Origin of the sequence: Nocardia sp. XZ_19_231 (genome assembly GCF_015355705.1) — a bacterium.
Taxonomy (GTDB): Bacteria; Actinomycetota; Actinomycetes; order Mycobacteriales; family Mycobacteriaceae; genus Nocardia; species Nocardia salmonicida.
In genome coordinates, this window is the sequence record NZ_JACUZI010000005.1 from 409,456 (window position 1) to 422,045 (window position 12,590).

At 65.9% G+C, this 12,590-nt stretch carries 16 protein-coding genes; 11 read left to right on the forward strand and 5 right to left on the reverse strand.

Annotated features, from left to right (window positions below):
* Both IBJ82_RS23905 and IBJ82_RS23910 read right to left on the reverse strand, forming a co-directional pair.
* Complete coding sequence (locus IBJ82_RS23905; protein ID WP_194828199.1) at positions 1 to 609, reverse strand: GDSL-type esterase/lipase family protein; 609 nt, start codon at positions 607 to 609, stop codon at positions 1 to 3.
* Between the two features lie 309 nt (positions 610 to 918).
* On the reverse strand, positions 919 to 1,482 hold the full coding sequence (locus IBJ82_RS23910) for a TetR family transcriptional regulator (RefSeq protein WP_194828200.1): 564 nt from the start codon (positions 1,480 to 1,482) through the stop codon (positions 919 to 921).
* A 92-nt stretch (positions 1,483 to 1,574) separates the two neighbouring features.
* Here IBJ82_RS23910 and IBJ82_RS23915 point away from each other — a divergent pair, with 92 nt between their 5' ends.
* Genes IBJ82_RS23915 through IBJ82_RS23925 form a run of 3 tightly spaced genes read left to right on the forward strand, consistent with a single transcriptional unit; the run spans position 1,575 to position 3,788 of the window.
* Positions 1,575 to 2,045 carry a DUF4334 domain-containing protein gene (locus IBJ82_RS23915; protein WP_194828201.1) on the forward strand — a complete coding sequence of 157 codons (471 nt, stop codon included), beginning with the start codon at positions 1,575 to 1,577 and terminating at the stop codon, positions 2,043 to 2,045.
* Positions 2,045 to 3,133 carry an NAD(P)-dependent alcohol dehydrogenase gene (locus tag IBJ82_RS23920; RefSeq protein WP_194828202.1) on the forward strand — a complete coding sequence of 363 codons (1,089 nt, stop codon included), beginning with the start codon at positions 2,045 to 2,047 and terminating at the stop codon, positions 3,131 to 3,133. Before IBJ82_RS23915 ends, IBJ82_RS23920 begins: the two co-directional genes overlap by 1 nt.
* Positions 3,134 to 3,158: 25 nt before the next feature.
* Entirely contained in the window at positions 3,159 to 3,788 is a 630-nt protein-coding gene (locus IBJ82_RS23925; protein WP_194828203.1) for a TetR/AcrR family transcriptional regulator, read from the forward strand.
* A gap of 17 nt (positions 3,789 to 3,805) precedes the next feature.
* On the opposite strand, the gene IBJ82_RS23930 is transcribed toward IBJ82_RS23925, so the two are convergent.
* Positions 3,806 to 4,465, reverse strand: coding sequence for a TetR/AcrR family transcriptional regulator (locus IBJ82_RS23930; protein WP_194828204.1), 660 nt, complete (start codon positions 4,463 to 4,465; stop codon positions 3,806 to 3,808).
* 140 nt (positions 4,466 to 4,605) lie between these two features.
* Between IBJ82_RS23930 and IBJ82_RS23935 the strand changes: the two genes are divergently transcribed.
* The 8 genes from IBJ82_RS23935 (at position 4,606) to IBJ82_RS23970 (ending at position 11,346) form a co-directional block, all read left to right on the forward strand.
* Entirely contained in the window at positions 4,606 to 5,400 is a 795-nt protein-coding gene (locus IBJ82_RS23935) for an alpha/beta fold hydrolase (protein ID WP_194828205.1), read from the forward strand.
* Positions 5,397 to 6,845, forward strand: coding sequence for an NAD(P)/FAD-dependent oxidoreductase (locus tag IBJ82_RS23940; RefSeq protein ID WP_194828206.1), 1,449 nt, complete (start codon positions 5,397 to 5,399; stop codon positions 6,843 to 6,845). Before IBJ82_RS23935 ends, IBJ82_RS23940 begins: the two co-directional genes overlap by 4 nt.
* Positions 6,842 to 8,506 carry a GMC family oxidoreductase gene (locus IBJ82_RS23945; protein WP_194828207.1) on the forward strand — a complete coding sequence of 555 codons (1,665 nt, stop codon included), beginning with the start codon at positions 6,842 to 6,844 and terminating at the stop codon, positions 8,504 to 8,506. Before IBJ82_RS23940 ends, IBJ82_RS23945 begins: the two co-directional genes overlap by 4 nt.
* Before the next feature lie 14 nt (positions 8,507 to 8,520).
* Positions 8,521 to 9,081, forward strand: coding sequence for a DUF4334 domain-containing protein (locus IBJ82_RS23950; protein ID WP_194828208.1), 561 nt, complete (start codon positions 8,521 to 8,523; stop codon positions 9,079 to 9,081).
* A gap of 52 nt (positions 9,082 to 9,133) precedes the next feature.
* Positions 9,134 to 9,436, forward strand: coding sequence for a hypothetical protein (locus tag IBJ82_RS23955; protein WP_194828209.1), 303 nt, complete (start codon positions 9,134 to 9,136; stop codon positions 9,434 to 9,436).
* A gap of 23 nt (positions 9,437 to 9,459) precedes the next feature.
* Positions 9,460 to 9,747, forward strand: a complete 288-nt coding sequence (locus IBJ82_RS23960) for a hypothetical protein (RefSeq protein WP_056820081.1) — start codon at positions 9,460 to 9,462, stop codon at positions 9,745 to 9,747.
* Between the two features lie 89 nt (positions 9,748 to 9,836).
* Complete coding sequence (locus IBJ82_RS23965; RefSeq protein WP_194828210.1) at positions 9,837 to 11,081, forward strand: MFS transporter; 1,245 nt, start codon at positions 9,837 to 9,839, stop codon at positions 11,079 to 11,081.
* A 37-nt stretch (positions 11,082 to 11,118) separates the two neighbouring features.
* Positions 11,119 to 11,346, forward strand: a complete 228-nt coding sequence (locus IBJ82_RS23970) for a hypothetical protein (RefSeq protein WP_194828211.1) — start codon at positions 11,119 to 11,121, stop codon at positions 11,344 to 11,346.
* Here IBJ82_RS23970 and IBJ82_RS23975 read toward each other — a convergent pair.
* Both IBJ82_RS23975 and IBJ82_RS23980 read right to left on the reverse strand, forming a co-directional pair.
* Entirely contained in the window at positions 11,326 to 11,685 is a 360-nt protein-coding gene (locus tag IBJ82_RS23975) for a hypothetical protein (protein ID WP_194828212.1), read from the reverse strand. The genes IBJ82_RS23970 and IBJ82_RS23975 overlap by 21 nt on opposite strands.
* 307 nt (positions 11,686 to 11,992) lie before the next feature.
* Positions 11,993 to 12,490: a MarR family winged helix-turn-helix transcriptional regulator gene (locus IBJ82_RS23980; RefSeq protein WP_194828213.1), complete on the reverse strand. Its 498-nt coding sequence runs from the start codon at positions 12,488 to 12,490 to the stop codon at positions 11,993 to 11,995.
* Positions 12,491 to 12,590 lie beyond the last annotated feature (100 nt).

Here is a 12,590-nt window from a genome sequence, read left to right on the forward strand (position 1 = left end):
TCACGGCCGAGGCCGGGCGATCCACGAGTGCCACCCGCCATCGAGGATCAGCTCGGCCAAGCGCTGGTAACCGTCACTGCCAGGGTGGGCGCCGTCGCCCGCCGTGGCTTCGCCGGCCCAGATCGGGTCTTCGGCCAATTGCTCGGTGGTGGCGACGAAGGGCACCTCACGCGAGCTGCACAGCTCCGCCATGGCGTCGGCGAGTTCCACCGTTCGGCGCAGGTGCTCCTCGCCGCCGTCGATGACAGGTGGTGGGCCGATCACCAGTGGACGGATCGCACGCTCGCGGCTTTCAGCCAGGAGGGTCGCGAGATTGTCGAGGCAGCGCGCCTTGCCGACCCGCACGTTGCCGTCCTCCACGACCGCATCGTTGCTGCCGAAGGAGATCACCAGGCGATTGTCGGCGCCGGGCAGCACGCGCGGGTCGACTTCGCGCCAGCAGCGACGCAGGACATCGTCGGAGGTGTTGCGTCGGATGCCGAGGTTGAACGCGGTGATGCCGGGGCCGGTCGCGGTGAGTACGCGGCCGACCCAGCCGCGGTACTCCGGGTCACCGATGCCCTGGACGAAGGAGTCCCCGATGAAGCAGATGCGTAGATCCTCGTTCATTCCGGCAACTGTATGGGGTGGGGGAGTGGGGCCGCGCTGTCCGGCCCGGCCGGTGGTGGGGGAGCGCGCTAACCAAGGGGCGGTACAGGTTTGAATCGTTCTGGACATGTCGGGTTCGAGTGTTCGAGGGCTACGTCGACGATCTTGGTTCCCGTACTCCAGTTTTATTTAATGTCGATACGTACATATATGCATCTAAACATGTGTTCCGATTAGTTGTCATCGCAACATGCTCACGCAAGCCAGCTCTAAAAGAACACAAGGAAGCCAGGGGGGCTCCCAGCTGCTTGGTCGCGGTGGGAGCCGGTGTTATCGAGGAGTCACAATGCGCGCGACGGCCGACACCATCGCTGAGCGTTGCTCCGCCAGTCGGTCGCGGCCGGCCACGACGGATCCGGCCCTCGCGTGAGCGGCTGACGTGCGAGCGAGGTCGGTGAGCATGTGGAGCAGGATCGTGGCCGGGATATCGGTGGTGACGAGTCCTTCGTGCTGGCCGCGGCGGAGTTCTACGAGTTTCGCGTCGATGGTGCGCCGCAGGACCTGGGGAATATCGCCGGACGGCTCGAGTTCGGACCAGGCTTGTAGCCGGGCGTTATCGGGGTGGGCGATGAAGTGGTCGAACAGGCGGCCGGCATAGGCGGGAAGGTCGTCGGCGGACATGGCGGCTTCGCTACTGGTCTCGGTGGTCCAGCGTTCGGTGACAGCGGCGTAGAGCTCGTTCTTGCCGGGAAAGTACGCGTAGAGGCGGTCCTTGCTGGCGTGCGCGGCGGCCGCGATGCGGTTGATCCGAGCACCGGCGATGCCGAATTCGGCGAACTCCGCTTTCGCCGCGGTGAGTATTCGCTCCCGTGTTGCCTGACCTGCCGCCCGCATGTGCCGAAGCGTACCCCTTGCCGAACCATCTGGTTCGGAACTATGGTCCCATGTGAACCGGACGGTTCTGAACTCTGTGAGACGAGGGCTTGATGAGCGCGGACAAACCACGGTGGCAGCAACTCAGGGAGCAGACCGACGGTGTCGATACCGCCGATCTGGACCAGCTGTGGACCCGGCTACGCCCGGCTCGCGCCGAGGAGATCCTCGGTGAATGGCGCGGCGACGCGTTCCAGACCGGTCACCCGCTGTGCCGCGCGCTGCCTGCCAGCCGCTGGTACGGCAAGAATTTCCTCGCTCTCGACGACGCGAAGCCGCTGATGTGCCGGGCCGAGGACGGCACCCTGTTCTCGAATGTCGAGCTGGGGCAGGGCGAAGCGACCCTGTGGAATGTCGAGTTCCGCGGCGAGGTCACCGCGACCATGGTCTACGACGGCCGCGCGGTGTTCGACCACTTCAAGTGGCTCGATGACACCACCTTGATGGGCATCATGAACGGGCGCCCCGAACTGGTTCTCTCCCGCGGCGAATACTTCTACTTCCTGCTGGAAGGAGTCTCCTGATGCGCACAACGGCGGTGTTGTCGCGCGATCCGTCGGCGGAGTTCTCGATCGAGCCGATCGAAGTCGACGAGCCCCGCGCCGGGGAGATCCTGGTGCGGATCGCCGCCGCCGGGATCTGCCACACCGATCTGGTCAGTCGCCGCGCGGGTGCCGCGGATCGTCCGATTCTGCTCGGACACGAGGGCGCGGGTGTCGTCGCGGCGGTCGGGGCCGACGTGCGTACGATCCGGCCCGGCGATCATGTCGTGCTGACCTTCCGGCACTGCGGCGCCTGTCGCAACTGCGCGGCCGATCGCCCCGCCTACTGCCACCGCGCGACCGCGCTCAACCAATTCGGACGGCGCGCGCACGACACACCCCGGGCGCTTGTCGACGGTTCCCCGGTACTGGACGGATTCTTCGGCCAGTCGAGTTTCGCCGGCTACGCGTTGACCACCGAGGACAACACGATCGTGATCGACCCCACGATCGACCTCGCGGTGGCGGCGCCGTTCGGTTGCGGTTTCCAGACCGGTGCGGGCGCTGTGCTGAACGCGTTGCGCCCGGAGTCGGGTGCGTGGGTCGCTGTGTACGGGGCGGGTGCGGTCGGGATGGCGGGTTTGCTCGCTGCTCGGTCGATTCCCGATGTCTGCGTGGTCGTCGTCGAAACATCTGCCGCGCGGCGGGAACTGGCTGTGGAGCTCGGCGCTGACGCGGCGCTGGATCCCGCCGACGGGCCCACCGCGCCACGCATCCGCGAACTCACCGAGGGCGGTGCGACCCACGCGCTCGATACGACCGGTGTCGCCGCTGTTCTCGGTGATGCTGTCGCCGCGCTCGGTGTCGGTGCCACGGTGGTGGCCGTCGGTCTCGGCCGTGGCGCGCCACCGGTCGATATCGGCGATCTCGTGCTGCACGGTAAGGTGATTCGTGGCTGCCTCGAAGGTGACAGCGTGCCTGCCACCTTCATTCCCCAGCTGCTCGATCTGTACGCGGCCGGTCGCTTCCCGGTCGAGCGCCTCATCGCCCGGTACCCACACACCGAGGTCGGTACCGCGCTGGCCGACCAGCGCGCGGGCGCTGTCGTCAAACCGGTGCTCACATGGTGAGCACCCTCGAATCCCCGGACACCCCATGACACTTCTCTTCGACGACGCTGCGGCTGTCGAGGGCGCCGAGACGGCTGCCCGCACCCAGCGACGACTCACGGTGTTGAACGCCGCGCGTTCGGTCTTTGTCGCCCACGGCTACCACGGGGCGAGCATGGACGACATCGGCATCCGGGCCGGGATGAGCAAGCCGGTGCTGTACACGCACTACGCGAGCAAGCTAGATCTCTATCTCGCTGTGTTGCAGGGTTATCTGGACCGGATGGTCGACGGTATCCGGGACGCGCTGGCCGACGCCGACGGTCAAGAGGACAAGGTGCGCCGCGCGGTGCGGGCCTATTTCGATTTCGTCGCCGAGGACGCCGGTGGGCACACCCTGGTCTTCGAGTCGCCGGTGCCGAGTGAGCCGTGTGTGCGGTGGCGGGTGCGCAATGCCATGGGCGAATGCGCGGTGCTGGTCAGCGCGGAGCTGCGCGCCGCGGGGATGGATGACGTCCGTGCCTACGCGTGCGCGTTCGGGGTGGTGGGCGCCAGCCACCTCGCGGCTCGGCAGTGGCTCGACACGGGTCGTCCGATTCCGATGGCCGAGGCTGTCGACACTGTCGTGGCGCTGTGCTGGAACGGATTGTCCGGCGTGGAGACTTCGGGCGACTAGGGCGAAGTCGCGAGTGGTCAGCTCGCCCCGATGGGCAGTGGGCTTCCGTCGAGGAGTTCCTCGCTGGGGAGCTGTCCGGCGAGTACAGCCAGTGCGCGCTTCCATCGGCGCAGCACCGCCTCGCGTTCGCCGAGGGTTCCGGTGAGCATGGCGGTCATCGAGAGCCCGGTGAGCATGTCGATGGTGAATTCGACGAGGACCTCGGCGCGCGGGTCCGAGGTATAGGGCTCGCCGAGTACTTGCAGGTAGAGCCTGCGCATTTCGGTGAACACGCGACGCTCCTCGGTGACGAGCTGGTCGCGGAGTTCGGTGTCGGTGCGCGCGGCGACCCAGAGGTCGAGTGCGATGAAGAAGGCGGGACTGTTGAGGTCGCGCCAGGCGAGGTCGACGACGGATTGCAGTCGGTCGCGGCCGGGCGGGAGGAGTTCGGCTTCGCGCCGGAACTTCTCGAGCCGGATGTCGACCACCTCGGTGGTGGCGGCGATGAGCAGTTCGGCTCTGGTGGGGAAGTGGTGCTGCACGGTGCCGCGGGCGAGCCCGGCACGTTCCTGCACCGCGCTGACGGTGGTTGCCGCGTAGCCGCGTTCGAGCAGGCATTCGGCAGTACAGGCCAAGATTCTGGCGCGGGTCGATGCCCGACGTTCGGCCTGGGTGCGGCGCGGTGGTTGCACGGTCACCTGAGAAATCGTACGTCCTGCCGACAAGACTCGGTAGATTAGGGGAAATGTGTCGGCAGTCACCACTTGACGACGGTGGATCGAGCTGATGCAATCAACATACCGTACGCAGTAACTGTTTCTCTGGATGAAAGGCTGCGATGACGCAGATCTCTCACCTCCGCCGTGGTAGTGGTGCGCCGATCGTGCTGGTGCACGGCCTCGGCAGTCGCTGGCAGGTCTTCGCGCCGATCATCGACCTACTGGCCGATCAGCACGAGGTCATCGCGATCGACCTGCCCGGTTTCGGTGACTCGCCCGCGCTTGACGATGTCCGGCCGGGTCCACGCGGGTACGCCGCCTGGCTCACGCGCTGGCTGGCGGACAACGGAATTGCACGCCCGCACGTGGTAGGCAGCTCCATGGGTGGTGGCATCGCCATCGAACTGGGTCGCACCGGAGTCGCGTCCGGGGTCACCGCGTTCTCACCGGTCGGCTTCTACGGGCCCGTCGGACGGCGGTGGACTCAGGTCCTGCTCACCAGCATGCGTGGTGCCGCCCGTACCGCCGGGCCGACATTGGACCGGCTCGTCGAATATCCCGCAGGCCGCAGAATCCTGCTCTCGAGCATGTTCGGTCACCCGGTCCGCGTCGACCCCGATGCCGCTCGTAGCGACTTGGCGGGGCTGGCCGGGGCGACCTCCTTCGCGGCCGCGCGCGACGATTTCGACAATTACGTCCTCGATCCCGGCGACGACCGTGGCTCGTTGGGTGATATTCCGGTGACGATCGCGTGGGGCACCCGCGACGTCGTGCTCGTGCACCGCACCCAGAGCGCGCGAGCACGCGTGGTGCTGCCGTTCGCGCGTCATCTCGACCTTCCCGGCTGCGGGCACCTCCCGTTCAGCGACGACCCCGATACCTGTGCTCGCATCGTTCTCGAAGGGACCTCATGACCCCGTCCATTGCAGTCATCGGCAGCGGGTTCGGCGGCTTGGCGGCCGTCATCGAACTGAAGAAGCGCGGCTTCGACGACGTTGTCGTGTTCGAGAAGGCTGACGATGTCGGTGGCGTCTGGCGGGAGAACACCTATCCCGGTGCTGCCTGTGATGTGCCGTCCCCGTTCTACTCGTACTCTTTCGAACCGAATCCGCGCTGGCCGCACCGATTCTCACGGCAGCCGGCGATTCTCGACTACATCAGGCACGTCGCCGATAAATACGATGTCCGTCGCCATATCCGCTTCGGTGTCGAGGTACTCGGCGCCGCGTTCGACGACGCGACCGGCAAGTGGACGGTCCGGCTCAGCGGCGGGGACACCGTGGTGGTCGATGTGCTGGTGTCGGCGGTCGGGCAGCTGTCGCGGCCCTCCGTGCCGGCGATCGAAGGTCGAGACAGCTTCGGCGGCAGCAGTTTCCACTCCGCCGAGTGGGATCACGACATCGACCTGACCGGCAAGCGGGTGGCTGTCATCGGCACCGGGGCGAGTGCGATCCAGTTCGTTCCCGAGGTGCAACAGCAGGTCGAGAAGCTGACGCTGTTCCAGCGGACCGCGCCCTACATCATCCCGCGCCCTGATCGGGAGTTCTCCGAGCGCCATCACCGGGTGTTCGAGAAGGTGCCGGTGACCGAGCTCGCCGAACGCGCAACCTGGTACAGCGTGGTCGAAGGGCTCAGCGTCGCCTGGGTGTATTCCAAACCTCTCGCCGCCGCGATCAAGGCGGTGTCGAAGTGGCATATGCGCAGGCAGACCAAGGCCAAGCCGGGTCTTTTCGAGAAGGTGTGGCCGGACTATCCGGTCGGGTGCAAGCGAATCCTGTTCTCCGACAATTATCTTCCGGCGCTGGCAGAAGCGAACGTGGAGGTGACCACCGAGCGGATCGCCGAGATCACCGCCTCGGGTGTGCGCACCGCGGACGGGCGTGACCACGAGGTCGACGTCATCATCTGGGGCACCGGTTTCACCAGCACCGAGTTCTTGGCCCCGATGACCATCACGGGCGCGCAGGGCAGGGAACTGAGGCAGGAGTGGGACAGCGGCGCACACGCCTATTACGGGATGAGCGTGCCGCGGTTTCCGAACCTGTTCATCATGTACGGCCCCAACACCAATACCGGTGGCGGTTCGATCATCTACTTCCTGGAAGCGCAGGCGAAGTACCTCGGCGACTATGTCGCCCATCTCGCGGCGTCCGGTCGCGCGCTGACGGTTCGTCCGGACGTGGAACAGGCCTACGACGAGCGGATCCAGGCGCAGCTCACCGGAAGTGTGTGGAGTCGGTGCTCGTCGTGGTATCGCCAGGCCGACGGCCGCATCACGACTAACTGGCCGTTGCTCGGAATCCAATACAAGAAGCAGGCGCGGTTCGATCCGGCCGACTATGAGGTGGTGTCACGATGAACGACTACGACTACGACGTGATCGTCGTCGGTTCCGGTTTCGGTGGCAGCGTGACCGCGCTGCGGCTGACCGAAAAGGGCTATCGGGTAGGTGTGCTCGAATCCGGCAGGCGCTGGAACGCCGAGGACTATCCGAAGACCAACTGGAACATTCCCAAGGCCATCTGGGCGCCGCGCCTCGGTCTGACCGGGCCGCAGCGGATCAGCGCGCTCGGTAAGTGCCTGGTCTTCAGCGGTTCGGGCGTGGGCGGCGGGTCGCTGATCTATGGCAATACGCTCTACGAACCGCTGCCGGAGTTCTATAGCGATCGCGCGTGGGCCCACATCACCGATTGGAAGTCCGAGCTCGCGCCGTATTACGACCAGGCCGCGCGGATGCTGGGCGTGGTGGAGAACCCGCGGATCGGGCCGAAGGACGACGTGCTGTTGCAGATCGCGCGGGATCTGAAGGTCGCCGACACCTTCCATCGCACCCATGTCGGAGTCTTCTTCAACGAGGGTTCCGAGGGCGTGGAGGTCGATGACCCGTACTTCGGCGGCGCCGGTCCGCGCCGCGCGGGGTGTATCCACTGCTCGGAGTGCTTCACCGGCTGCAAGCACAATGCCAAGAACACCACCACGCTCAACTACCTGCACCTGGCCGAGAGCAACGGCGCACAGGTGCATCCGTTGACCACGGTGACGGCGGTAGCGCCCGACGGTAGCGGCGGTTATCGCGTGGAGACGGTGCAGTCCAACGGCTTGGTGCGCAAGCAGCGTCGCACGTTCACCGCCCAGCAGGTGGTCTTCGCGGCGGCGGCGCTCGGCACCCAGAAGTTGCTGCACAAGTTGCGCGGTGACGGCACGCTGCCGGAGTTGTCCTCGCGGGTCGGTGAACTGACGCGCAGTAATTCCGAGGCGATCATCGGGGTCACCAGCAAGTCCCGTCACGATTTCGCCCAGGGTGTGGCGATCACGTCCTCCATTCACCCGGAACCGCAGACGCACGTGGAGGTGTGCACCTACGGCAAGGGGCAGAACGCGCTGTTCGTGCAGACGGTGCCGATGGTCGACGGCGGGGCGTTCCGGTTCCTGCGGCTGTTGCTGACGATTCTTTTGCATCCGGTGCAATTCGTGCGTTCGCAGAACGCGCACGGTGCGTCGGAGCGGTCGGTGATCTTGCTGGTCATGCAATCGCTGGACAATTCGCTGACTTCGTATATGAAGGGCAAGCGGTTGGTGACCAAACAGGGCAGTGGTGAGCCGAATCCCGAGTGGATTCCCATGGCGCACGATATCGCCCGTCGCTTCGCCGCCGAGTCCGACGGCATCACCGGCAACATCGCCACCGATATCTTCAATATCCCCGCGACCGCGCATTACATCGGCGGTTGCACCATCGGCGACTCCCGCGATACCGGCGTGATCGACCCTTACCAGCGCGTCTACGGCCATCCGGGCCTGCACATCGCCGACGGCAGCGCGATCACCGCCAATCTCGGCGTGAACCCGTCGCTCACCATCACCGCACAGGCCGAGCGTGCGATGGCGTTCTGGCCCAACAAGGGTGAGCCGGATCCGCGTCCTGACCTCGGTACCGCCTACCAGCGGATCAGTCCGGTCGCCCCGGACCGTCCCGCGGTGCCCGCGTCCGCGCCCGGCGCGCTCCGACTGCCTGCCTGAGAGAGAGAAACTTCATGACGATCGACCAACTCACCGCGCTCGAACCTGCCTGTTCCCGGGAGGCGGCGCTGGCGCTGTTCGACAGTCTCGCGCCGGTACCCGCATCCCAGCTCAGTGGCCGATGGCACGGTCGCGAGCTGGCCACCGGGCATCCGATGGACGGCCTGCTCGTGGCGTCGGGGTGGTACGGCAAGCAGTTCGACGGCCTCGACAGTGTGCATCCACTGCTGTTTCGTGACCGGACGGGCGACATCTTCGCTGTCGATCCGCAGAAGGTGCCGTTGGGCCTGGTCGGCAAGGTGCCGACCACGATTGTCGACCGGGGTCGCGGACTGCTCGGAGTGTTGAAGCCTGCACTGCGCGCTCGCGACTATCGGGCGCGGTTGCGCTCGATCGAGCATCGTGGGGTTGTCACCACGGCGATGGTGTACGACCACCGGGCGATCATCGATGTGTTCCGCCGGGTCGACGACAACACGGTCCTGGGCCTGATGGACTACCGCGATTTCCCCGAGCCGTACTTTTTCGTACTCGCTCGCGAGAACACGCACGATGGTGCCCGTTTGCCCGATTGATTCGGGGGTACGCGCCGGATGGGGAAAACCCTCATCGGAAGGAGGCCGTGCCATGACTGACTACATCGATCCTCATCAACACAAGTTTCCCGATACCGAACGCACGACGCGCTCGCACGCGGGGGAGTCCATCCAGGACTCGCTCAATTGGCCGGGGCTGTTGCTTGTCGGGATCGGCATCGTGATGCTCGCGGCCACCCTGACGGCAGCGGGTTCCGGATTTGTCGGATGGGCGGTGATCGCCGGAATCCTCACTGGTGTGTGTTTGCTGCTCGGGGTGGGGATCGTGCTCGCCGAGCATCGCCGGATCAAGGTGAGTGAGGGACTGCATCTCACAGATCCGTGTGGGCACTGACATCGGACAACGAGAGGATGCCGATGGACGAATGTGTCGAGCCCGGACGGATCACGGTCGACTATTCGCATCTGTTCCCCGGTGTGGTGGTGCGCGCCGATCGGATAGCCGACGAGTTCGATGTGGTGTTCTCCGATGGTGTGCGCACCGAGGCCGGGATTCTGCATGACGACGACGGGAGCGCGGCGCTGGATGTGGTCGGCTATGCCACGGCCGCGGGGACGATGTTGCCCGGTCGGATCTGGCCGATCATTTCGATCGAGGATGTCGGGTCCGAGGTGAACATCGCGCTGGGACCCTACTTGCGTTGATCTCGGGGTCTCGGTGATGCGGGACGTGCTCGGTACTTCGGCGTCCTAACGACTGGACCTGCGTCCATTTATGCCGCAGTGTGATGCTCATGAGCGAGCATCCCGCGCAACGGCGCACGCTGGCGGTGTTGGTCGCGGCGCAGATCTTCAGTGGCGCGGGGCTTGCCGCGGGAATCACCGTCGGTGCGCTGCTGGCGCAAGACATGCTCGGGTCCACCGGGTTGGCCGGGTTGCCCAGCGCGATGTTCACCGTTGGGTCGGCTGCCGCTGCGGTCGGGGTGGGCCGGATCTCACAGCGGGCCGGGCGTCGGGCGGGGCTCACGCTCGGGTACCTGACCGGTGGCCTGGGAAGTTTCGGGGTGGTCGCGGCCGCGGTGACCGAGAGCCTGCCGTTGCTGTTCTTCTCGCTGATCGTCTACGGGGCGGGCACCGCGACCAGTCTGCAAGCGCGATACGCCGGTGCCGATCTGGCGCAGCCCGCACATCGGGCGCGCGCCATCAGCACGGTATTGGTGGCGACGACGGTGGGTGCGGTGGTCGGGCCCAATCTCACGACGCCGATGTCGAATATGGCTGTGGGGTGGGGCATTCCAGCGTTGTCGGGTCCGTTCGTGCTGTCCGGAGTGGCCTATGTGCTCGCGGCGCTGGTGCTGTGGGTGATGTTGCGCCCGGATCCGCTCGTGCTCGCCCGCACCCTCGTCGAGCCGCCCGGCGAGGCTGTCAGGTCGGATGCTCCGGCGCGGTGGTCGGCGCCGATCGTGGCCGGGACGACGGTGATGATCGTGACGCAGTTGGTCATGGTCGCGGTCATGACGATGACCCCGATCCATATGCAGCATCACGGGCACGGTGTCGGCGCGGCAGGCTTCGTGATCGCGGTGCACGTCGCGGGGATGTATCTGCCGTCGTTGCTGTCGGGAGTGCTCGTCGATCGGTTCGGGTCGGGGCTGGTAGCCGTGGCGGCCGCGGGCACGCTGGTCGCCGCCGGTTCGGCCGCGGCACTCGCCCCGCCGAGTTCGGTGGCGGCGCTGGCGGTGGCGCTCGGGCTGCTCGGGATCGGCTGGAATCTGGGGTTGGTCGCGGGGACGACGATGATCGCGGATGCGACGCCGGTCGCCACCCGTGCTCGCACGCAGGGCACCGTCGATGTGGGAATCGCTCTCGCCGGTGCCGGGGGTGGGCTCGGATCCGGTGTCATCGTGGCATTCGCCGACTACCCGGGTCTGGCGCTGCTCGGCGCCGGGATCGCACTGCTGATCGTGCCCGCGCTGGCCTGGACCACTCGCCGTCCACGCATCCGCGACGAGAGTTCGCCCGTGCATGTCGAAAGCTGAGCGCGGCAGGTCGGTGAGATCGTGGGATGATCTGGCGATGAAAGGTCAGACGAGTACCGGGCGGCTGTTGACACTGTTCGGCGGCGTCGCCCTCGTGATGTTGATGGTCAACTGGAGTCTGATGCGCGCGGTCGCTTTCGCGGTGATCTGGGCGGTCGCGGCCGGTGTGCTGGTCGTGCGTGACCGGCGCCGTGGGACCGAGGGCATCGATGAGACCTCGGCCGCCACGGCATCCGATGCCGCCTCAGGCTCCGGCGAGCGCTGAGGCCAGATTCGGCACATCCAGAGCCTGCAAAGCCTGCTGGCGCACATCAACGCAGTGCTTCAGCGTGACGGTATCGATCACCTCGCGATTGCGAACCACCGCGACATTGATACCACCGCTACGCACCGCCCAGTTCTGCACCGTGGCGTTGAACGACACCCGCGCGACATTGAACCCCTGCTGACGCCAATTATCGAGATCAGGGGCCAGCATTTCGCACAGATGTACGCCGGCCGCATCGGAGATCTCAGGTGTGCCCGCGGGCGACGGCGGTAACCCGGGATCAGGTGCCTCGGTGCTGGTAGCGCAGCCGGCAACAACCAGCAGCCCGATCAACATGGCCCCTCGTAGATGTGTGAACACGACCCGGTCCCTCCGGTAGAGGTTTGTCCTAGCTCAGTGCGAATGCCCGCCTCGCGCAGTGTCAAACAGTGGTCGGCGGTCGGAAATTGCTGGGGGAGGTAGGGATTCGTCTCGTGGACGGCCATGGTCGACCAGGCGGGCAACAAGTCGCGCGTCCGCTCAAAACCGGCGGAACAACACCGCTGTGCGTCGTTACCATGCTGCCGAACCAAGTCGTCCAGCCTTCGAGGCAAGGTCAGGTGTCACGCACTGACTTCAGCCCAAGTCGTACCCGGGCTCGGGCTCAGCGGTCGCTTCGAGATTCGAGGCTTCGGGCGAGGCGGTCCAGGCCCTGCAGCACTGTTGGGCGTTCGTGATTCAGGTCGGCCAGTAGTTGTGTGTGGGCCTGGATTTCGCGGGGAAAGACCTCGTCGATCAGGTTGATTCCGGCCGTGGTGAGGTGGATCAAGGTTGATCGTCGATCGGTTGGATTCTGGGCGCGGGTGATCAGGGCGCGGCGCTCGAGTTTGGTGAGTGTTTTGCCTACGCCGGCTCGCGACATTCCGAGATGTTCTGCGAGTCGGATCGCGGTGAGCGGTGGGTCGGCATAGCGCAAGGGAACCAGGAGCCCGACCTCGGCGGCGGTGATGTCGGCCTCGGCGTAGATGTCTTCTACGGCCCGGTCGAGAAGAGCGGAGATGCGCTTGACCTGGGCCACCACCACCATGGCGGAGGTGTCGAGCTCGGGATTTCGGTCGCGCCAGAGATCGCAGGTTCGGTCTCGCAGTGATCGCTCGGCCATCGGCGCTCCTTTTGTAAACTAGTTAACAATTCGGTACGTTCAGGAGCGTACCCCCGGACGGCGACACTGCCCTGTGGGGCGAGCTGTACGAGGGGGATCC

Coding starts and splice junctions, on each gene's coding strand:
- IBJ82_RS23905 (WP_194828199.1), bottom strand. CDS start 609: ATGAACGAGGATCTACGCATCTGCTTCATCGGGGACTCCTTCGTCCAG.
- IBJ82_RS23910 (WP_194828200.1), bottom strand. CDS start 1,482: ATGCGGGCGGCAGGTCAGGCAACACGGGAGCGAATACTCACCGCGGCG.
- IBJ82_RS23915 (WP_194828201.1), top strand. CDS start 1,575: ATGAGCGCGGACAAACCACGGTGGCAGCAACTCAGGGAGCAGACCGAC.
- IBJ82_RS23920 (WP_194828202.1), top strand. CDS start 2,045: ATGCGCACAACGGCGGTGTTGTCGCGCGATCCGTCGGCGGAGTTCTCG.
- IBJ82_RS23925 (WP_194828203.1), top strand. CDS start 3,159: ATGACACTTCTCTTCGACGACGCTGCGGCTGTCGAGGGCGCCGAGACG.
- IBJ82_RS23935 (WP_194828205.1), top strand. CDS start 4,606: ATGACGCAGATCTCTCACCTCCGCCGTGGTAGTGGTGCGCCGATCGTG.
- IBJ82_RS23940 (WP_194828206.1), top strand. CDS start 5,397: ATGACCCCGTCCATTGCAGTCATCGGCAGCGGGTTCGGCGGCTTGGCG.
- IBJ82_RS23945 (WP_194828207.1), top strand. CDS start 6,842: ATGAACGACTACGACTACGACGTGATCGTCGTCGGTTCCGGTTTCGGT.
- IBJ82_RS23950 (WP_194828208.1), top strand. CDS start 8,521: ATGACGATCGACCAACTCACCGCGCTCGAACCTGCCTGTTCCCGGGAG.
- IBJ82_RS23955 (WP_194828209.1), top strand. CDS start 9,134: ATGACTGACTACATCGATCCTCATCAACACAAGTTTCCCGATACCGAA.
- IBJ82_RS23960 (WP_056820081.1), top strand. CDS start 9,460: ATGGACGAATGTGTCGAGCCCGGACGGATCACGGTCGACTATTCGCAT.
- IBJ82_RS23965 (WP_194828210.1), top strand. CDS start 9,837: ATGAGCGAGCATCCCGCGCAACGGCGCACGCTGGCGGTGTTGGTCGCG.
- IBJ82_RS23970 (WP_194828211.1), top strand. CDS start 11,119: ATGAAAGGTCAGACGAGTACCGGGCGGCTGTTGACACTGTTCGGCGGC.
- IBJ82_RS23975 (WP_194828212.1), bottom strand. CDS start 11,685: ATGTTGATCGGGCTGCTGGTTGTTGCCGGCTGCGCTACCAGCACCGAG.
- IBJ82_RS23980 (WP_194828213.1), bottom strand. CDS start 12,490: ATGGCCGAGCGATCACTGCGAGACCGAACCTGCGATCTCTGGCGCGAC.